Annotated in this window: 17 protein-coding genes; 13 read left to right on the forward strand and 4 right to left on the reverse strand. The window is 71.0% G+C overall.

The features are described 5' to 3' along the window. The first annotated feature begins 2 nt into the window (after positions 1–2). Genes OG496_RS47270 through OG496_RS47320 form a run of 11 tightly spaced genes read left to right on the forward strand, consistent with a single transcriptional unit; the run spans position 3 to position 11,593 of the window. A complete protein-coding gene (locus OG496_RS47270) occupies positions 3–1,244 on the forward strand; it encodes a glycosyltransferase (protein WP_405975284.1) in 1,242 nt (413 codons plus the stop codon). Next, the gene (locus OG496_RS47275; protein WP_405975285.1) at positions 1,241–2,491 is read left to right on the forward strand and encodes a methyltransferase domain-containing protein; all 1,251 of its coding nucleotides are present in this window, start codon (positions 1,241–1,243) and stop codon (positions 2,489–2,491) included. Before OG496_RS47270 ends, OG496_RS47275 begins: the two co-directional genes overlap by 4 nt. Then, positions 2,488–3,282, forward strand: a complete 795-nt coding sequence (locus OG496_RS47280) for a sugar phosphate nucleotidyltransferase (RefSeq protein WP_366491890.1) — start codon at positions 2,488–2,490, stop codon at positions 3,280–3,282. The genes OG496_RS47275 and OG496_RS47280 overlap by 4 nt, the downstream gene beginning before the upstream one ends. After that, positions 3,279–3,926, forward strand: a complete 648-nt coding sequence (locus OG496_RS47285; RefSeq protein WP_405975286.1) for a PIG-L deacetylase family protein — start codon at positions 3,279–3,281, stop codon at positions 3,924–3,926. Before OG496_RS47280 ends, OG496_RS47285 begins: the two co-directional genes overlap by 4 nt. 6 nt (positions 3,927–3,932) lie before the next feature. Then, on the forward strand, positions 3,933–4,958 hold the full coding sequence (locus OG496_RS47290) for an NAD-dependent epimerase/dehydratase family protein (protein WP_405975287.1): 1,026 nt from the start codon (positions 3,933–3,935) through the stop codon (positions 4,956–4,958). Further along, positions 4,955–6,229 carry a DUF4910 domain-containing protein gene (locus OG496_RS47295; protein ID WP_405975288.1) on the forward strand — a complete coding sequence of 425 codons (1,275 nt, stop codon included), beginning with the start codon at positions 4,955–4,957 and terminating at the stop codon, positions 6,227–6,229. The genes OG496_RS47290 and OG496_RS47295 overlap by 4 nt, the downstream gene beginning before the upstream one ends. Further along, positions 6,226–7,533: a hypothetical protein gene (locus OG496_RS47300; protein ID WP_405975289.1), complete on the forward strand. Its 1,308-nt coding sequence runs from the start codon at positions 6,226–6,228 to the stop codon at positions 7,531–7,533. Before OG496_RS47295 ends, OG496_RS47300 begins: the two co-directional genes overlap by 4 nt. Further along, the gene (locus OG496_RS47305; protein WP_366491886.1) at positions 7,530–8,477 is read left to right on the forward strand and encodes a glycosyltransferase family 2 protein; all 948 of its coding nucleotides are present in this window, start codon (positions 7,530–7,532) and stop codon (positions 8,475–8,477) included. The genes OG496_RS47300 and OG496_RS47305 overlap by 4 nt, the downstream gene beginning before the upstream one ends. Beyond that, positions 8,474–9,712, forward strand: a complete 1,239-nt coding sequence (locus OG496_RS47310; RefSeq protein ID WP_405975290.1) for a polysaccharide pyruvyl transferase family protein — start codon at positions 8,474–8,476, stop codon at positions 9,710–9,712. The genes OG496_RS47305 and OG496_RS47310 overlap by 4 nt, the downstream gene beginning before the upstream one ends. Beyond that, on the forward strand, positions 9,709–10,260 hold the full coding sequence (gene rfbC / locus OG496_RS47315) for a dTDP-4-dehydrorhamnose 3,5-epimerase (RefSeq protein WP_405975291.1): 552 nt from the start codon (positions 9,709–9,711) through the stop codon (positions 10,258–10,260). The genes OG496_RS47310 and rfbC overlap by 4 nt, the downstream gene beginning before the upstream one ends. Before the next feature lie 7 nt (positions 10,261–10,267). Beyond that, entirely contained in the window at positions 10,268–11,593 is a 1,326-nt protein-coding gene (locus OG496_RS47320) for a glutamate-1-semialdehyde 2,1-aminomutase (RefSeq protein WP_405975292.1), read from the forward strand. A 7-nt stretch (positions 11,594–11,600) separates the two neighbouring features. On the opposite strand, the gene OG496_RS47325 is transcribed toward OG496_RS47320, so the two are convergent. Beyond that, positions 11,601–12,275, reverse strand: coding sequence for a phosphatase PAP2 family protein (locus OG496_RS47325; protein ID WP_405975293.1), 675 nt, complete (start codon positions 12,273–12,275; stop codon positions 11,601–11,603). A 571-nt stretch (positions 12,276–12,846) separates the two neighbouring features. Between OG496_RS47325 and OG496_RS47330 the strand changes: the two genes are divergently transcribed. Further along, positions 12,847–13,017, forward strand: coding sequence for a hypothetical protein (locus OG496_RS47330; RefSeq protein WP_405975294.1), 171 nt, complete (start codon positions 12,847–12,849; stop codon positions 13,015–13,017). 59 nt (positions 13,018–13,076) lie between these two features. Here OG496_RS47330 and OG496_RS47335 read toward each other — a convergent pair whose 3' ends face one another. The 3 genes from OG496_RS47335 to OG496_RS47345 all read right to left on the reverse strand — a co-directional run bounded on the left by OG496_RS47335 (position 13,077) and on the right by OG496_RS47345 (position 17,300). After that, entirely contained in the window at positions 13,077–14,750 is a 1,674-nt protein-coding gene (locus tag OG496_RS47335) for a glycosyltransferase (protein ID WP_405975295.1), read from the reverse strand. A gap of 122 nt (positions 14,751–14,872) precedes the next feature. Beyond that, positions 14,873–15,874: a LacI family DNA-binding transcriptional regulator gene (locus tag OG496_RS47340; RefSeq protein ID WP_405975296.1), complete on the reverse strand. Its 1,002-nt coding sequence runs from the start codon at positions 15,872–15,874 to the stop codon at positions 14,873–14,875. Positions 15,875–15,944: 70 nt separating this feature from the next. Beyond that, positions 15,945–17,300, reverse strand: a complete 1,356-nt coding sequence (locus OG496_RS47345; protein ID WP_405975297.1) for a GH1 family beta-glucosidase — start codon at positions 17,298–17,300, stop codon at positions 15,945–15,947. 353 nt (positions 17,301–17,653) lie between these two features. On the opposite strand from OG496_RS47345, the gene OG496_RS47350 reads away from it, so the two are divergent. After that, positions 17,654–19,930: a glycoside hydrolase family 9 protein gene (locus OG496_RS47350; RefSeq protein WP_405975298.1), complete on the forward strand. Its 2,277-nt coding sequence runs from the start codon at positions 17,654–17,656 to the stop codon at positions 19,928–19,930. The last annotated feature ends 5 nt before the right edge of the window (positions 19,931–19,935 follow it).

Raw genomic sequence — 19,935 nt, forward strand, 5'->3', positions numbered from 1 at the left:
GCATGCACGTTCTCGTGGTGCACAACCGCTACAACTCGGCGCAGCCGAGCGGGGAGAACAAGGTCGTCGACCAGGAGGTGGAGCTGCTGCGCGCGGCCGGCCACCGGGTCGAGACGTTCGAGCGGCGCAGCGACGACATCGGCGCCCGCTCCCTCCTCGGCAAGGTCGCGGTACCGCTCCTGGTGCCGTGGAACCCGGCGGTGCGCACGGAACTCGCCGCCAGACTGCGCGCCGAGCGGCCGGACGTCGTGCACGTCCACAACGTCTTCCCGCTCCTGTCGCCCGCCGTGCTCGCCGCCTGCGCCGACGCCGATGTGCCCGCCGTCGCCACGCTGCACAACTACACCCAGGTCTGCCCGCCCGGCACGCTCCAGCGGGACGGCCGACCGTGCACCGAGTGCGTCGGCTCGACGCCGCTGCCCGCCGTCCGGCACGGCTGCTACCGCAACTCCCGGCTGGCGACCGTGCCGCTCGCGGTCAGCCTGTCGGTCAACCGGCGGCGGTGGTGGACCGGCGTGGAGCGGTTCCTCTGCATCTCCGCGGCGCAGCGTGACGTCCTGGTGCGCTCCGGCATGCCGGCCGAGCGGCTGGCGGTGAAGCACAACTTCGTGCCGGAGCCGGGCAGTCGCCGAACGGGTGACGGCGAGCACGTGCTGTATCTCGGCCGGCTCGCGGAGGCCAAGGGCGTGCGGCTGCTCATGACCGCGTGGGACGAGATCGCGGCGGGCGGCGGTGTGGGCGTACCGCTCGTGATCGCCGGCACCGGTCCGCTGGAGCCGGAGGTGACCGCCTGGGCCGCGGGCCGGGACGACGTGCGCTACGTCGGCCTGTTGGACACGGCGGAGTGCCGGGAAGCCATCGCGCGGTCGGTCGCCGTGGTGGCTCCCTCGACCTGGCTGGAGGCGTTCGGCCTGGTGGTCGTGGAGGCGATGGCGGCCGGGGTCCCGACCGTCGCCGCGGGCCACGGCGCCTTCGTCGAACTCGTCGAGGACGGCGTCACCGGGCTGCTGCACCGGCCGGGCGAGCCCGCCTCGCTCGCGACCTGCATACGCCGGATCGCGGCCGAGCCGGCCCGCAACCGGGAGATGGGGCAGGCGGCCCGGCACCGCTACGAGCAGGGATTCAGCCCGGCCGTCGGCCTGGAGCGCCTGCTGGAGGAGTACCGCACCGCGATCGCGGGTCGGTCAGCACTGGCTCGCGGTGGGGACACCCGCGCGAGCAGGGGGGATGGGGACAGCAGATGACACGATGCCGACTCTGCGGCTCGGAAGCGACGACGAGCGTCGTCGATCTTGGGGCGACACCACCATGTGAGAGCTTTCTCGCCGCGGACCAACTGGACCGGCCGGAGCAGACGTACCCGCTGAACCTGCGGGTCTGCACCGACTGCTGGCTCGCGCAGATCCCGCCGCTGATCACGCCGGAGGAGACGTTCAAGGAGTACGCGTACTTCTCCTCGTTCTCGACCTCCTGGGTGGAGCACGCGCGCACGTTCGTCGACGGCGCGGTGGACCGCCTCGGCCTCGGGTCCGACGCCTTCGTGGTCGAGGTCGCGAGCAACGACGGGTACCTGCTGAGACATGTGGTGGACCGGGGGATCCGCTGCCTGGGCATCGAGCCCTCGGTGAACGTCGGTGCCGCGGCGCGGGAGGCGGGGGTGCCCACGTTCACCGACTTCCTGAGCCCCGACACCGGCTCCGCCGTCCGCGCCGAGCACGGCCCGGCGGACCTGGTCGTGGCCAACAACGTGTACGCGCACATCCCCGACGTCGTCGGGTTCACCCAGGGGCTGCGCGCGCTGGTCGCCGACGACGGCTGGGTCTCCATCGAGGTGCAGCACCTGCTGACCCTGATCGAGGAGAACCAGTACGACACGATCTACCACGAGCACTTCCAGTACTACACGGTCGCCTCCGCGATCCGGGCCCTCGCGAGCGGCGGACTCGCCCTCGTGGACGTCGAGTTGCTGCCCACCCACGGCGGCTCCATCCGGCTGTGGGCCCGCCCGGCCGAGGTCGCGGGGGAGCCCTCGCAGCGGGTGGCCGACGTACTGGCCCGCGAGAAGGCCGCAGGCCTCCAGGAGCTGGCCGGGTACACCGAGTTCTCCGCCCGGGTGGCCAAGGTGCGCCGGGATCTGCTGCGGTTCCTCATCGAGGCGGCCGAGCGCGGCGAGACGGTCGTCGGCTACGGCGCCCCGGGCAAGGGCAACACCCTGCTCAACCACTGCGGCATCCGGCCCGACCTGCTCGCGTACACGGTCGACCGCAATCCGTACAAGCACGGCAGGTTCACCCCGGGCACCCGCATCCCGATCCTGCCGCCCGAGCAGATAGCCGCCGACAAGCCGGACTACGTCCTCGTCCTCCCGTGGAACCTGCGGGCCGAGCTGACCGAGCAGCTGTCGTTCGTGCACGAGTGGGGCGGCCGGCTGGTCTTCCCGATCCCGGAACTGAGCGTTGTCGAGGGCGTCTTGAAGGAGGTCACGGCATGAAGGTCGTCCTGTTCTGCGGCGGTTACGGGATGCGCATGCGCAACGGAACCTCCGACGACGTGCCCAAGCCGATGGCGATGGTCGGGCCGCGCCCGCTGATCTGGCACGTCATGCGCTACTACGCGCACTTCGGGCACAAGGAGTTCATCCTCTGCCTCGGCTACGGGGCCCACCACATCAAGGACTTCTTCCTCAACTACGAGGAGACGGCGTCCAACGACTTCGTCCTGCGGGGCGGGCGGACCGAGTTGCTGTCCACCGACATCGCCGACTGGACGATCACGTTCGCGCAGACCGGCATCGAGTCACCGATCGGGGAGCGGCTGCGCCGGGTGCGGCACCACCTGGACGGCGACGAGATGTTCCTCGCCAACTACGCCGACGTGCTCACCGACGCCCCGCTGCCCGAGATGATCGACCGGTTCGCCCAGCGCGACGCGGGCGCGTCGATGATGGTCGTGCCGCCTCAATCGTCGTTCCACTGTGTGGAGTTGGGCGAGGACGGCCTGGTGGGCGGCATCACCGCGGTGAGCGACATGCCGCTGTGGGAGAACGGCGGCTACTTCGTGCTCCGCCAGGAGGTCTTCGACCACATACCGGAGAACGGTGACCTGGTCGCCGACGGATGTGCCCAACTGGCCAAGCGGGGGCGGCTGGTGGCGCATCAGCACCGCGGCTTCTGGAAGCCGACGGACACCGTGAAGGAGCGGGCCGCGCTCGACGAGGCCTACACGCGGGGCCACCGCCCGTGGGCCGTGTGGGAGCGGGACAGCGCGGAGGTGCGTGCGTGATCAGGCTCGGAGCCGGTCCTCTCGACCGGATCGTCGTCGTGGGCGCGCACTGCGACGACATCGCCATCGGCGCCGGTGGCACCCTGCTGACGCTGTGCCAGGCGCGGCCCGGCATCCGTGTCGACGCCCTGGTGCTCTCCGGCGGCGGCACCGAGCGGGAGCAGGAGGAGCAGGCAGCGCTCACCGCCTTCTGCCCGGGCGCCGACCTGCGGCTGACCGTGCACAAACTGCCCGACGGCCGGCTGCCCACGCACTGGGACGAGGCCAAGGCCGCGGTCGAGGAACTGCGCGAGCGGACCGACCCGGACCTGGTCCTGGCCCCGCGTACCGACGACGCCCACCAGGACCACCGCGGCCTGGCACAGCTGATACCCACCGCGTTCCGCGACCACCTCGTGCTCGGCTACGAGATCGTCAAGTGGGACGGCGATCTCGGCCGCATGGCGGCGTACCAGCCGCTGTCGCCGGAGACCGCCGAACAGAAGGTACGGCTGCTGCAGGAGCACTACCCCTCGCAGCGACACCGGGCCTGGTACGACCGGGAGGCCTTCCTGGGCCTGGCCCGGATCCGCGGTATCGAATGCCACGCGCGCTACGCCGAGGCCTTCGCCGTCACCAAACTCACGCTCAACCTGGGGGGTTGAACAACCTTGCGCGTACTACTGACCGGACACCAGGGATATCTGGGCACCGTGATGGCACCCGTCCTCACCGCCGCCGGACACGAGGTCGTCGGCCTCGACTCCGGCCTGTTCGCCGACTCCGTCCTCGGCCCGCAGCCCGCCGACCCGCCCGGGGTGCGGGTGGACCTGCGCGACATCACCGCCGAGCACGTGGCCGGGGTGGACGCCGTGATCCACCTGGCCGCGCTGTCCAACGACCCGCTCGGATCGCTGGCCCCGGAACTCACCTACGACATCAACCACCACGCGTCCGTACGGCTGGCCCGACTCGCCCGCGACGCCGGCGTGCAGCGCTTCCTGTACGCGTCGACCTGCTCCGTCTACGGCGCCTCCGGCGGCGACGGCCTGGTGACCGAGGACGCCCCGCTGCGCCCGGTGACGCCGTACGCGGAGTCGAAGGTGCGGGTCGAGGACGACCTGCACGCGCTCGCCGACGGCGACTTCACCCCGGTGTTCATGCGCAACGCCACCGCCTTCGGCTACTCGCCCCGGCTGCGTGCCGACATCGTGCTGAACAACCTGGTGGGCCACGCGCTCCTGTCCGGCGAGGTCCTTGTCCTCTCCGACGGCACCCCTTGGCGCCCGCTGGTGCACGCCGCCGACATCGCCCGCGCCTTCACGGCCGCGCTGACCGCGCCGCGCGAAGCGGTGCACGACCGGGCGTTCAACATCGGCAGCGAGATCAACAACGTCACGGTCGCCGAGATCGCCGACCAGGTCGCCGAGGCGGTGGCCGGCGCGAAGGTGGTGATCACCGGGGAGAACGGCGCCGACCCGCGGTCCTACCGGGTGGACTTCTCCCGCTTCCGCAATGCGATCCCCGGCTTCGACTGCGAGTGGACGGTGAAGCAGGGCGCGCTCGAACTCGCCGACGCCTACCGGAAGTTCGACCTGACCCGGGAGGCTTTCGAGCAGCGCTTCACCCGCCTCGCCGTGCTGCGCGCGGCGACCGACGCCGGCACCGTCGACGACACCCTGCGGTGGCGCCGATGACCGACGTGGGCGAGGAAATGTACGGCCTGGTGGAGCGGATGTATCCGCTCTGCCGGAGCATCACGGGGGACGGTGTGCGCGCCACCCTGGACATCGTCGGCGAGTACCTCCCGCTCCAGGTGCACGAGGTGCCGACCGGGACACAGGTCCTCGATTGGACCGTTCCACAGGAGTGGAACATCCGGGACGCGTACATCGCCGACAGCACCGGCCGGCGGGTCGTCGACTTCGCCGCGTCCAGCCTGCACGTGCTCGGCTACAGCGTGCCGGTGGCGAGGACCATGCCCCTGTCCGAGCTGCGGGCGCACCTGCACACCCTGCCGGACCAGCCCAACTGGGTTCCGTACCGCACCAGTTACTACAAGCCGGAGTGGGGCTTCTGCCTGGCCCAGGACACCCTGGACGCGCTGCCCGACGGCGACTACGAGGTGCGGATCGACTCCACCCTCGCGGACGGCCACCTCACCTACGCCGAGCACGTGGTCCCCGGGCAGGTCGCCGACGAGGTGATCGTCTCCTGCCACACCTGTCACCCGTCGCTGGCCAACGACAACCTGGCCGGCATCGCGGTGGCGACGTTCCTCGCCCGGGAGCTGGCGCGGCAGACGCCGTACTACACCTACCGGTTCATCTACGCGCCCGGCACCATCGGGGCGATCACCTGGCTGGCCCGCAACGCGGAGCGGATCGAACGGGTCAAGCACGGCCTCGTGCTGGCCTGCGCCGGGGACCCGGGACAGGTGACGTACAAGCAGAGCAGGCGCGGCGACGCGGAGATCGACCGGGTGCTGCGGCACGTGCTGGCGGCGTCCGAACGCCCGCACCGCGTCAATGAGTTCACCCCGTACGGCTACGACGAGCGGCAGTACTGCTCGCCCGGCTTCAACCTGGGTGTGGGCTCGCTCACCCGGACCCCGTACGCGGGCTACCCCGAGTACCACACCTCGGCGGACAACCTGGACTACGTCTCCCCGACGGCGATGGCGGACACCCTCGCCGTCTGCCGCGAGGCGTTCGCCGTTCTCGACCGCAACCGGCGGTACCTCAACCTCAGCCCCTACGGCGAACCCCAGCTGGGCCGACGCGGGTTGTACGACGCGCTCGGTGGCCGCAGCGACACCAAGCAGGCGCAGATGGCGATGCTCTGGGTGCTCAACCTGTCCGACGGCGAGCACAGTCTGCTCGACGTCGCCGAGCGGTCCGGGCTGCCGTTCGACACCGTCGCCGGCGCGGCCGGCGCTCTGCACGAGGCCGGGCTGATCAAGACATGACGCCGATGACCACCGACGGGGAGAATCCGCCGACAAAGGCGAGACCCGCCCGGTCCGCCAAGCGGGCCCTCGTCGGCCGGCTCTCCTGGGGACTGGCCGACCAGGCGGCCTCCAGCATCAGCAACTTCGCGGTGGGCATCTACGTGGCTCGCTCCCTCGGGGTCACCGCGTTCGGCGTGTTCAGCCTCGCCTGGGTGACCTACGGCGTGGTGCTCAACGTCTCCCGCGGCCTGGCCACCGACCCGCTCGTGGTGCGCTTCAGCGGGGTGCCGGAGCCGTCCTGGCGCGGGGCGGTGGCCCGCTCGACGGGTACCGCGCTCTGCGTCGGCACGGCCCTCGGAGTGGTGTGTCTGGCGGCCGGGCTCGGGCTCGGCGGCCGGGTGGGGCCCGCGTTCGCCGCCCTCGGTCTCATGATGCCGGGGCTGCTGCTCCAGGACGCCTGGCGGTTCTCGTTCTTCGCCGCAGGCGACGGACGGAAGGCGTTCGTCAACGACATCGTGTGGGGCATCGCGCTCATCCCCGCCATGGTGGTGGCGGCCCATGTCGGCACCGTGGCCGCCTTCGTGCTCGCGTGGGGCGCGTCCGCCACGGTGGCGGCGGCGTACGGCTGCGTCCAGTCCGGCATCCGGCCCCGCACGGCACAGGCCCGCGGCTGGCTGCGCGAACAGCGCGACCTCGGCTACCGGTACCTGGTCGAGAACGTCAGCCTCAGCGGCGCGAGCCAGCTCCGGGCGTACGGCCTCGGCGCGATCGTCGGAGTCAGCGCGGTCGGCGCGGTACGGGGCGCCGAACTCCTCCTCGGCCCCTTCCTCGCCGTACTGATGGGGCTGTCCCTGGTCACCGTCCCCGAGGCGGCACGCGTGCTGCGGCAGGCGCCGCATCGACTGGGCAGGTTCTGCCTCCTCCTCGGCGGGGGACAGGCCACCGGAGCGCTGCTCTGGGGCTCGGCGCTGCTGCTGATGCCGGGCCGGCTCGGCGAGTTGGCGCTCGGCGACGTCTGGCACTCCTCCTCGCACCTCATCGTGCAGATCACCCTCAGCGTCGCGGGAGCGGGCCTCGGCACCGGAGCGGCGGCCGGGCTGCGCGCGCTCGGCGCCGCCCGGCGCAGCCTGAAATGCCAGCTGTTCGCCTCCGCCTGCTACGTCGGCGGCGGGCTCGGCGGGGCGGCCCTCGCCGGTACGGCCGGCTCGGCCTGGGGCGTCGCCGCCGCGACCATCAGCGGCTCGGCCGTGTGGTGGCTGCAACTGCGCTCCGCCCTGCGCGAGCGCCACCGCGATCCCATCCCCGAAGTGAGGACCTCATGACCGACCGACCGAGGCTGAGCATCGGCCTGCCCGTGTACAACGGCGAGGAGTACCTGGCCGAGTCGTTCGACGCCCTGCTCGGCCAGACCTACGAGGACTTCGAGCTGGTCGTCTCCGACAACGCCTCGACCGACGCCACCGAGGACATCTGCCGCAAGTACGCCGCACAGGACTCCCGCATCCGCTACCTCCGGCTGCCCCGCAACATCGGCGCCACCCCGAACCACAACCACGTCTTCGCCGAGTCCCGCGGCGAGCTCTTCAAGTGGGCCTCGCACGACGACCTCTACGGCCGCGACCTGCTGACGCGCTGCATAGAAGCACTGGACGAGCGGCCGGACGTCATCCTCGCCCACACCGACCAGGCGGTCATCGACGGCGACGGCCAGGTGACGGTGCCCTACGACTACACGCTCGCCACCGACTCCCCGCACGCACCCGACCGCTTCCGCAGCCTGCTGTTCGAGCCGGGCGGCGACGACTTCTACGGAGTCATGCGGGCCGACATGCTGCGCCGGGTGAAACCGATGGACAGCTACCACCACGCGGACCGCACGTTCGTCGCCGAGATCACCCTGCACGGACGCTTCCACCAGGTCCCGGAACTGCTGTACTTCCGACGCGACCACCCCACCCGCGCCGAGCGGGCCAACCCCTCCAAGCGCGCCCGCTGCGTCAACCTGGATCCGCGCCGGGCAGGCGCGCTGCACCCGACGCCCCGGCTGCTCGCCGAGTACATCTGGGGCTTCGCCTCTGCGATCCGGCGGGCGCCGCTCTCCCCGGCCGACCGGCGCGCGTGCTACCGCCACCTGGCGTCCTGGATGACCAGCCGGGTCCGGCCGGGCGCCGGCGAGCGCGTCGAGGACCGCGCCCCGGTCGACCCGGCCCAGCTCACGGTCTCCGTCGACGCCCTTGTCGCCGGCCGCGAGGGGAGGCGCGCATGACGTCAACGCCCGAACTTCCGGTACGCGTCGGGGTGTTCGGCCTGCTCGGCTCCGGCAACCTCGGCAACGACGGGTCGCTCGAAGCCGTCCTCGGCTACCTCCGCGCCGATCACCCGGACGCGGTCGTGGACGCCCTGTGCGGCGGACCCGAGGCCGTGACGGCCCGGTTCGGCATCCCCGCCACCCGGATGCACTGGAACCGCGCCGAGTACCGGACCGCGTCACGCGCCGGCGCGATCGTGTCCAAGGGGCTGGGCAAGTTCGTCGACATCTTCCGCACCGCCGCCTGGGTACGCCGCCACGACGTGGTGATCGTGCCGGGCATGGGCGTCCTGGAGGCCACCCTGCCGCTACGGCCGTGGGGCTTCCCGTACTCACTGTTCCTGCTCTGCGCGAGCGGCCGACTGACGCGCACCCAGGTCGCGCTGGTCAGCGTCGGCGCCGCCGAGATCCGCAACCGGCCCACCCGGGCGCTGGTCCGCTGGTCGGGGCGGCTGGCCGCCTACCGGTCGTACCGGGACGCCCAGTCCCGTGACGCGATGCGGGCGATGGGCGTGGACACCACGCGCGACGAGGTCTACCCGGACCTCGCGTTCTCCCTGCCGGCGCCGCGGACGAGCACGCCCTCGGGCCCGCCCGGCACGGTCTGCGTCGGCGTCATGGACTTCCACGGCGGCAACGACGACCGCGCCCGGGCCGACGAGATATACCGGCGCTACCTCGACGGGACGATCCGGTTCGTCCGCACGCTGGTCCAGGAGGGCAGGCCGGTCCGGCTGCTCACCGGCGACAGGTGCGACGCCACAGTGGTCGCCGCGATCCTCGACGCGGTCGACTCACCACTGGTCACCGCCGCCGAACCGACCTCCCTGGACGACCTGATGAACGAGATGGTCGCCGCCGACACCGTCGTGGCGGTGCGCTACCACAACCTGATCTGCGCGCTGAAGACCGGCACACCGGTGCTCGCCCTCAGCTACGCGGCGAAGAGCGACGCGCTCATGGACCGGATGGGTCTCGGCGCGTACTGCCACCCGGCGCGCGAGGTCGACGCCGACCGGTTGCTGGAGCAATTCCGGGCGCTGGAGAAGCGATCGCCCGAACTGCGGCAGACCCTCGCCGAGCGGAACCTGGCCGCCGCCCGCCAACTGCAGGACCAGTTCAGCTCGTTGACCGCGGCCGTGTTCCCCGCGACCGGCCACACCCACGCCCACGCTCGGCAGGAGTCTCCATGAAAGCGACCGAAGTCCCGGAGATCGCCGGTGCGTTCCTCTTCGAGCCGACGCCGTACGCCGACGAACGCGGCTTCTTCTGCCGCACCTTCGACGCCGACGTGGTCCGCTCGGTGGGCCTCGACCCGGACGCCTTCGTCCAGGACAGCCTGTCCCGCTCGGTGCGGGGCGTGGTGCGCGGCCTGCACCTGCGATCCGGCGCGGGCGAGGCCAAGTTGGTGCGGTGCTCGTACGGGCGGGTCTTCGACGTCGTCGTGGATCTGCGCGCGGATTCCCCGACCTACCGCCATTGGGTTTCCTTTGAACTCACAGGAGAATCACAACCAACTCTTTACATTCCCGCGGGATGCGCGCACGGTTTTCAGGCACTGACCGATATCGCCGACACCTCGTACCGGATCGACCGCCCGCACGATCCGGCCGAGGACGTCACCATCGCGTTCGACGACCCGGAGCTCGCCGTTCCCTGGCCGCTGCCGGTTGCACTGATGTCCCAACGGGACCGGGAGGCGCCGAGCCTCGCCGAGGTCCTGAAGCACAGAGAAAGTTGAGGTCCCCGTGGACACCGAAGTGCTTGACCTGCCCCTGTCGCGGACAGCCAACGAGCGGCTGCACGCCATGATCCCCGGGGGCGCTCACACCTACGCCAAGGGCGACGACCAGTACCCCGAGAACCTGGCCCCGGTCATCAGCCACGGCAACGGTGCCCACGTGTGGGACGTCGACGGCAACCGCTACATCGAGTACGGCTCCGGCCTGCGGTCGGTCAGCCTCGGCCACGCCCACCCACGCGTGATCGAGGCGGTACGGCGGGAACTCGACCGCGGCAGCAACTTCGTCCGGCCGTCCATCGTGGAGGTCGAGGCCGCGGAGCGCTTCCTGGCCACGGTGCCGACCGCCGAGATGGTGAAGTTCGCGAAGAACGGCTCCGACGCCACTACCGCCGCCGTGCGCCTGGCCCGCGCCGCCACCGGGCGCCCACGGGTGGCCCTCTGCGGCGACCATCCGTTCTTCTCCGTCGACGACTGGTTCATCGGCACCACGCCGATGTCCGCCGGAATTCCGGCGGCGACCAACGAACTCACCGTCGCGTTCCCCTACGGAGACCTGGCCGCCACGGAGCAGCTGCTCACCCGGTACCAGGACGAGATCGCCTGCCTGATCCTCGAACCCGCCACCCACACCGATCCGCCGCCCGGGTACCTCGCCGGCCTGCGCGACCTGGCCGACCGGCACGGCTGCGTACTGGTCTTCGACGAGATGATCACCGGCTTCCGCTGGTCCGAGGCCGGCGCCCAGGGCCTGTACGGCGTCGTCCCCGACCTCTCCACGTTCGGCAAGGCGCTGGGCAACGGATTCGCCGTCTCCGCGCTGGCCGGGCGCCGCGATCTGATGGAGCGGGGCGGACTGCGTCACTCCGGCGACCGGGTGTTCCTGCTGTCCACCACGCACGGTGCGGAAACGCACTCCCTGGCAGCGGCGATGGCCGTGCAGACCACCTACGTCGAAGAGGGTGTCACCGCGCGGCTGCACACCCTCGGCGAGCGGTTGGCCGCCGGGGTCCGCGAGGCCGCGGCCGGCATGGGCGTCGGCGACCACGTCGTCGTCAAGGGCCGGGCCAGCAACCTGGTCTTCGCCACCCTCGACGAGAACCTGCAGCCGTCGCAGCAGTACCGCACGCTGTTCCTGCGCCGGCTCCTCGCGGGCGGAGTGCTGGCCCCCTCCTTCGTGGTGAGCAGCGCACTCGACGACGAGGACATCGACCGTACCGTCGACGTGGTGGCCGAGGCATGTGCCGTGTACCGGAAGGCACTTGACGCCGCCGACCCCACCCCCTGGCTGGCCGGGCGACCCGTGCGGCCCGTGTTCCGCCGCTCGGCGTGACGAGACGTCAGCGGTGATCTCGCCGACCGGGTTCGGCTATCCGGTCGGCGATCCGGTCGACCAGCCACGCGGTCGCCGGAATCACCGCCAGCGCGGTGCACCAGCCGCCGAGGACGTCGGTCGCGTAGTGCGCGCCGAGGGCGACCTCGGCCCAGCCCATGGCGGCGCCGGCCGCCAGCCCCGCCGCGAGCACGAGTGACGTACCGGCCGTCCTGCCGAGGCCGAGCCGGTCCGTCGCGAACAGCGCCGCCATGAGGGCGAGCGCGGTGGCGAAGGCGGTGTGCCCACTCGGGTAGGACAGGTTGCCGGGGCCGTGGATGGTACGTCCCACCAGATGCTTGATGAGCGTGGTTGCCCCCACGGTCGTGCCGACGCCGACCACGACCAGCACCGCCGCGCGGGGACGCCGAAGCAGCAGACAGCCCACCACGCCGGCCACGATCAGCATCGCCGACCCCGCGGGTTCCCCCAGGAAGTCCAGGGCCAGGGCGACATGGCGCCACGGCGGACGCACACTGTCCGCCGTGGGCGGGATGATCCAGCGGTCCACCGTGCCGGGTTCGCTGTGACCGGAGTACAGGACCCCGAGCGCGACGACCACCAGCGCGGCGAGGACCGCGATCAGCCCGAGCCACGGGCGCAGCGACGGGGGCAGCACCGATGGCGCCGGCCGGCCGGTCACGCTCACCGCGTCCGGTCGACCTGGGGTGGTGACCCTGTTCCGCTGCCGCCCGCCCTTGTCCAACCCGAGCCCCCGTCGTGTCCGACCGATTCACTCTCCAGCGACCATGACCCCGTGAGCCGTCAGCACCCTAGCCGCAATCCGGTGGAGATGGCGTAAGGGTTCGACCTGGCCCGGGGGTTGGGATCAGCACGATGACCCGTTCTGACCGACGTCGGGCCGGTCGGGGTCGAAGTCCCGCCCGAGACCGCCGTACACCTGGCAGAGGCAATACGATTCCCAACCCGTGGACCCGCCCCGACCACGCCTGAACGGCAGGGTCCGTGGAGAGCCCGGTGCACGGAGAAACGGACCAGTGGCAACACCGGCACCGCGCCGACCGATTGAAGCAGGGCTTTCTGGCGGGGTGAAGCAGAGCTTGCTTCCTCGTTCGCGGGTCGGTCGGCACAGTGGAGCGGTCCGCCCCACCAACCCGCCCGCCTTGCCCAGGAGCCGTCATGCCCCAATAGCCCGCCACGTCGGCAGCCCGGGCCGATGACGACTCCTCCGCCGTTGCCCCCCAGGGCTGACCTTGCTCCCGCTGCCGGTACCGGGCACGTTCGAGACCCTGGTCCTGCACCGCCTGACCGCCCCCGGTCAGATCTCCGCACCGGTGGCCGCCGTACTGACACGCCTGGCCGAGGTGACCCTCGAAGTGGCCGAGGAACTGTCGCGGAGCAGCTCGCTCCCCACATCAATCTGAAGCGGCCCCTTGAACGTTCCAGGGGACTGGCCGGGGACCCGGGGTCGGCCCCGCTCCCGCTACCCCAGCATCCAGCCCTCCGCCCGTCGTGCCGTGGCGCGGATGTTCTTGCGTGCGCCGGGTGGCAGGCGGCGCAGTACCTCGCGGACGCCGTGGCGGAGGCGGTGGTCGGCGGTGGTCCGGAGCAGGACGCGGCGGGTGGTGCCGATCCGGCCGGGTTCGCCGACGGTGAGCCGGAGTTGGCCGCCCGGGCCTGCCCAGGTGGGGGAGACGAGGCGTGGGGGTGTGCCGACGGCGACGGTGCCGAGGAGGATGCGGGTGCTGCCCGGGGCGGCTGCCAGCCGGGGGCGTCGGCCGACACCCAACAGCTGTGCGCTGGCCCAGACTTGATAGGCGCCGGCGTTCATGGGCGCGTCACCGGTGAGGGTCAGCGGGTCGATGACCGTCTCGCCGGAGACGACGACCCGGTGTCGGTCTCCGCCGAGCGGTTCCAGGGTCGGCGTCAACTCCCCGTGGGGGTACCACCAGTGATTGTCGGCGGTGTCGTGCACGATGAGTTCCCCGTACGCGTGCGAGAAGGGGTCGGGGACCTCCCAGTTCTCCGCTCCCCTTATGCCGTCGAGGAGTTGGGGGTCGAGCAGCATCCGGCCGCCGCGCTCCACGACGGTCAGCGGCTCGCCGTCGCCCCGGACCATGCCGACCCGGGACCGGATCACCAGCTTGTCGTTGCGCCAGCGCAGGTCGTCCACCTCGACCTGCGCCCTGATCTGCTCGGTACGGCGGGCGAGTTCGACCAGGGAGTCCAGCCGGCCCTGCACGAGCAGCTCCGCCCGCAGCCGGCTGATCGCCGGGAGACCTTCGCTCACCCCCGGCGGATAACTCGTCATCGCCATCCGGCGGACGGTGGTGAAGTACTCCTCCAAGTCCTTGCCGGTGCGCCGCAGTACGCGCGGTTCGCTCACCGGCCGTAGCAACTCGACGCGGTACGAACGGCGCAGCAGCCGGTCCTGGAGGTCGCCCGGCGGGGTGCCCTCCTTGATCGCCTCCACGACCTTGTCGAGGTGGCCGTAGTAGTCGTCGGCGGTGATCCGGCGGCTGCTGTTGTTGCCGCCGTCCTCGCGCCGATTCCATTGGTAGCAGGGGTAGTTGCCGAGTATCGAAACCGTCTTGGCCCGTACGTAGGTGCGCGCCATGAACAGCTGGTCCTCCAGCCTGACCCGCCCCTCCGGGAAGCGGATCCCGTGTTCGCGCAGGAAGTCCCGGCGGAACATCTTGTGCGGTGTCAGGCTCTCGAAGAGCGGGGCGTCGGCGGCCGTGCACCGCTCGACCGTCCGCTTGAACACATTGCTGGGCCCCTGCATCGTCCCGTGCACCTTGCCCAGCACGATGTCCGACCCGTTGCGCTCCGCCAGCGCGTACAGCCGCTCCAGCGCCTCGTACGACAACTCGTCGTCCTGGTCCACGAATTGGACGTACTTCCCCTTGGACCGGTCCACCCCCACGTTCCGCGGCTTGCCCGGCCAGCCGGAGTTCTCCTGCCGGTACACCCGGACGTGCGCGTGCGCCTCGGCCAGCCGACCCAGGCGTTCGGCGGAGTCGTCCGTCGACCCGTCGTCGACGTACACGACCTCGTACGCGTCCGCCCCCAGGCTCTGGTTGACCAGCGACGGCGCACAACGGTCAATGTAGGAACCGGCGTTGTACACGGGTACGACAACGCTTACCTTGATCAAAATATCCCCCCCGGGACAGGTGTTGTTGCCCTACGAAACACCTGTTGTTGGGGATTAGTTGTACGACCCTTGGGGTGCGCCTTACCGAATGTGCGAAGGCCCGGACGGCCGGGACCGCCGCGCTACGCGGATTCCCTGATCACCAGTTCCGTCGGCAGGATGAGCGGCGTCGGCTCCTCGCCTGCCAGTACGCGCACCAGCATCCGCGTCATTTCGCTGCCGAGGGCCACGATGGGCTGACGGATCGTCGTCAGGGCGGGCTGGGTGTGCCGGGCGGTGAGGATGTCGTTGAAGCCGACGACCGCGACGTCCCCGGGGACGGACCGGCCGCGCTCGCGCAGGACGTGCAGGGCGCCCGCCGCCATGGCGTCCGAGGCGACGAACACCGCGTCCAGGTCCGGGTGTTCGTCGAGGAGACGGGCGGTCGCCGTGGCCCCGCCCAGCTCGCTGAAGTCGGCGTGCGCCACGCGGTGGTCCGCCAGGCCGGCCAGGGCGACCGCCTCGCGGAAGCCCAGGTAGCGGGCGACACCCGCGTGCATGTCGAGCGGGCCGGTGACGGTGCCGATGGCACGGCGGCCCGTCGAGATCAGGTACTCCACGGCCTCGCGGGCCCCGCCCCGGTTGTCGGCGTCCACGTACCAGCGCGGGGGCCGTTCCAGGGAGCGGCCTCCGTGCACGACGGGGACGTTCCCCGCCTCGGCGACCTTCGCCAGCGGATCGTTCTCGCGCAGGGCCAGCAGCATGACGCCGTCCGCACCCCGGGACTGAAGGATGCGGGTGAGTCGGTCCCGGCCCCGCTCGCCCGCGGCCAGGATCAGCAGGAGTTCGAGGTCCGTCTCCTCCATCACCGCGTTCACCCCGGTGATGACCTCGGCGAAGAAGAGGTTGGCGAACAGCGCCGGGTCGTCGCTGGAGATCGCCAGCACCACCGCACCGCGCCGCTGCGAGGCGAGCGAACGGGCCGCCACGTTCGGCACATAACCCAGCTCCGCCACGGCACTCTCCACCGCCTGCCGCGCCTTCTGGCTGACGTGCCGACGGTTGTTGATCACACGCGAGACGGTTCCGACGGACACCCCGGCGCGCAGCGCCACCTCGTCGAGCGTCGGCGGCCGTGTGGTCATGTGGGGCGGCTCCCGTTCGTACGGAGTGCGGAGGGGGTGGGCAGTAGCAGCACTGTAAGCGCTGACGGCGTCACAGGCCGCCGCGCCGGATGACCTCGGCGTACCAGTGCGCACTGTCCTTCGGCGTACGGCGCTGGGTCGCGTAGTCGACGTGCACGATGCCGAAGCGGGGTCCGTAGCCGAAGGACCACTCGAAGTTGTCGAGGAACGACCAGACGAAGTAGCCCTTGAGCGGCACACCGCGGTCGATCGCCCGTGCGCAGGAACGGAGATGGCCGTCGAGGTAGGCGATCCGGTCCGCGTCGTGCACCACCTCGTGCACCCCGTCCTGCTCGACCACGTCGTCGAAGGCGGCGCCGTTCTCCGTGATGTACAGGGGTACGGCCGGATAGTCGGCCTTGAGGCGCAGGAGGAGGTCCAGGAGTCCCCGCTCGTCGATCTCCCAGCCCATCGCGGTCCTCGGCCGGCCGCCGTCGGCGACCCGGGCGAACGGCGAGCCCACGTAGGCGGATTGGACGGATGTCGCGCTGCCCGCGACCAGCATCGGCGCGTAGTAGTTGATGCCCAGGTGGTCCAGCGGAGCCCCGATCCGCTTCAGGTCGCCGTCGCGGATGTGGCCGGTGCCGGTGACCTCGCGGAGGTCGTCGAGCACGTCGTCGGGGTACGCGCCGCGCAGCAGCGGGTCGAGGAAGAGGCGGTTCTGCATGCCGTCGACACGGCGGGCCGCGTCCAGGTCGGCGGGCTCGGTGCTGAGCGGGGTGACGTGGGTGAGGTTGAGCGTGATGCCGATGTGCGAGTCGCCCTCCCGTATCGCCTCGGCCGCCAACCCGTGGGCGAGCAGCAGGTGGTGGGCGGCGCGTACGGCGGCGTCCGGTTCGTGGCGGCCGGGGGCATGGCGGCCCGTGGCATAGCCGAGGAAGGCCGAGCACCACGGCTCGTTGAGGGTGGTCCAGTGGGCGATGCGGTCGCCCAGCGCCTCATGCGCGAGGGCCGCGTACTCGGCGAACCGCTCGGCCGTGTCCCGCACCGGCCAGCCGCCCGCGTCCTCCAGCGGCTGGGGCAGGTCCCAGTGGTAGAGGGTGGGCCAAGGCTGGATGCCATGGTCGAGGAGGGTGTCCGTGAGACGGCGGTAGAAGTCCAGGCCGCGCTGGTTCACCGGGCCGGAGCCGGTGGGCTGGATCCGGGGCCACGCGAGCGAGAACCGGTAGGCGCGCAGGCCGAGTTGGGCCATCAGCGCGATGTCCCCGGGGAAGCGGTGGTAGTGGTCGGCCGCGACGGCTCCGGTGTCACCGCCCCGGACGGCGCCCGGAGTTGCTGCGAAGGTGTCCCAGATGGAGGGCCCCCGGCCGTCCTCCGCGACCGCGCCCTCGATCTGATAGCTCGACGTGGCGGCGCCCCACAGGAAGCCGGGATCGAACGTGCTCACTGCCTCGACCTCACTGACTTGAACCTCCGTCTACGGGATTTTCCGAGAGCGATGACAATCGGAGCGCCCTCGTCCTCAATGCGAATATCGCTTCTGAGCTGGGATGGAACTGGGTTGACGCCACAGCCCGGCCGGTTCCTGTGCGATGCCTCCGTAAGAAACTGGAAGCGCTAACAGTCGCAGACTAAGAGCGGAACGTTCGGTCTGTGAAGGGTCCGGACGCGGAAAGACCGTGGAAGCGGCTGTGGAAGTGGCTCCTGTGTGTGAAGTCTTGACAGCCTCGCCGCCCCCACCCACCATCTGGCACTGACGCCGCACCGAGCCGGGAACCCTGTCACCGAGAAGGGCCCGGTATGTTCCGCAGCACCAGATTCCGTAGAACCGAATTCCGCAGGACCAGATGGGGCGCGGTCCTCCTCGCGCCCGCCCTGACCGTCGCCACCCTGGCCGCGACCCCCGTGCTTTCCGTGACGTCCGCGCACGCCGCCGACGCGCCCTACGAACGGGTGCTCAACGGCACGTTCGACAACGGCAAGACCTCCTGGTGGAGCAGCGGCAACACGCCGTCCACCGTCAACTCGGGCCGCCTGTGCGCCGATGTCCCCGGCGGGACGGTCAACGTGTGGGACTCGATGATCGGCCAGAACGACATCCCGCTGGAGGCCGGCCAGCCCTACACGCTGCGCTTCACTGCCTCCGCCACCCGGGACGTGTCGATCCACGCCGTACTGCAGCTGCCCGCCGCCCCGTTCACGACCACCCTGAACAAGACCGCCGCCGTCACCACCACACCGAAGACCTTCCAGTTCACCGGCAACTCCACCGCGGCCGATCTGCACGCCCAACTCTCCTTCCAACAGGGCGGCGCCGTCCAGCCGTTCACCCTCTGCCTCGACGACGTCTCCCTCACCGGCGGCGCGATACCCCCGGGCGGCGGACGCGACTTCGGCTCCCCGGTACGGACGAACCAGTACGGCTACGCGGTCCACGGCCCCAAGAAGGCGTCGATCGTCAACGCCTCGACGAAGCCCGTGAGTTGGCGCCTGCTCGACGCCTCGGGCGCGGTCGTGAAGGCAGGACGCACCCACGTCCAGGGCACGGACGCCGCCTCCGGCGACCATGTGCACATCGCCGACTTCAGCTCGGTGCGCAAGGCCGGCACGGGATACACGCTCGTCGTCGGCGACGCGACCAGCCATCCGTTCGCCATCGCGGAGAACCCCTATACCTCCCTGCGCAAAGACGCGTTGGGGTACTTCTACGACGTCCGCAGCGGCACGCCCGTCGAGGCGCAGTACGCGGGCGACGCCTACGCCCGGCCCGCCGGACACGTCGGCGTGGCCCCCAACAAGGGCGACACCAACGTGCCCTGCCTGCCCGGCACTTGCGACTACTCCCTTGACGTCCAGGGCGGTTGGTACGACGCGGGAGACCAAGGCAAGTACGTCGTCAACGGGGCCCTCGCGGACTGGCAGTTGATGGACTCCTACGAACGCTCGCGCGCCGAGGGCGACACCGCCGGGCTGCGCGACGGACTGCTGAGCATCCCCGAGAACCACAACGGCGTCCCGGACGTCCTCGACGAGTCCCGCTGGGAGACGGAGTTCCTGCTGAGCATGCAGGTGCCCGCGGGCGAACCACTGGCCGGCATGGTCCACCACAAGGTCCACGACCTGGCCTGGACCGCCCTGCCCACCCGGCCCGACCAGGACTCCCAACCCCGTTACCTGCACGCCCCGTCCACGGCCGCGACCCTCAACCTGGCCGCCGCGGGCGCCCAGTGCGCCCGGGTGTGGGCCCGCTACGACGCCGCCTTCGCGCACACGTGCCTGACCGCCGCCGAGACCGCCTGGAAGGCCGCGCTCGCCCACCCCGACATGTACGCCCCGGGCAGTGACAGCGTCGGCGGCGGAGCGTACGCCGACACGGACGTGACCGACGAATTCTCCTGGGCCGCAACGGAGTTGTACGCCACCACGCACGACCGCGCCTACCTGTCCCGCATCGACACGGAGATCACCCCGGCCGGTTTCTCCTGGCGGGACACCGGTGCGCTGGCCGACCTCACCGTCGTCCGACTGCCGAGCCGCTTCCCCGCCCGCATGGTCGCCGCCGCCCGCAAACGGGTCCTCGCCGTCGCCGACGGCTTCGTACGCGACGAGCGGTCACAGGGCTACCCGAACCCCAACCTCCCCACCGACGGCACCTACGTGTGGGGCTCCAACAGCGTCACCGCGAACAACGCCATGGTCATCGCGACCGCCTACGACCTCACCCACCGGGACAGCTACCGCAGCGCCGTCCTGGAGTCGCTGGACTACCTCCTCGGCCGCAACGCCCTGAACCAGTCCTTCGTCACCGGCTACGGCACCCAGTTCAGCCACAACCAGCACAACCGCATCTGGGCCCACCAGATCGACGCCAACTTGCCGAGCCCACCCGCCGGTTCACTCGCCGGCGGCCCCGACTCGGCCCTCCAGGACCCGGTCGCGCAACAGAACCTGGTCGGCTGCGCCCCCGCCACCTGCTACATCGACGACATCTACTCGTACTCGACCAACGAGATCGCCATCAACTGGAACTCCGCGCTCGCCTGGGTGGCGACCTTCGCCGCCGACTCCGCGCGCTGAGCGCC

Source organism: Streptomyces sp. NBC_00988 (genome assembly GCF_045162645.1).
Classification (GTDB): domain Bacteria; phylum Actinomycetota; class Actinomycetes; order Streptomycetales; family Streptomycetaceae; genus Streptomyces.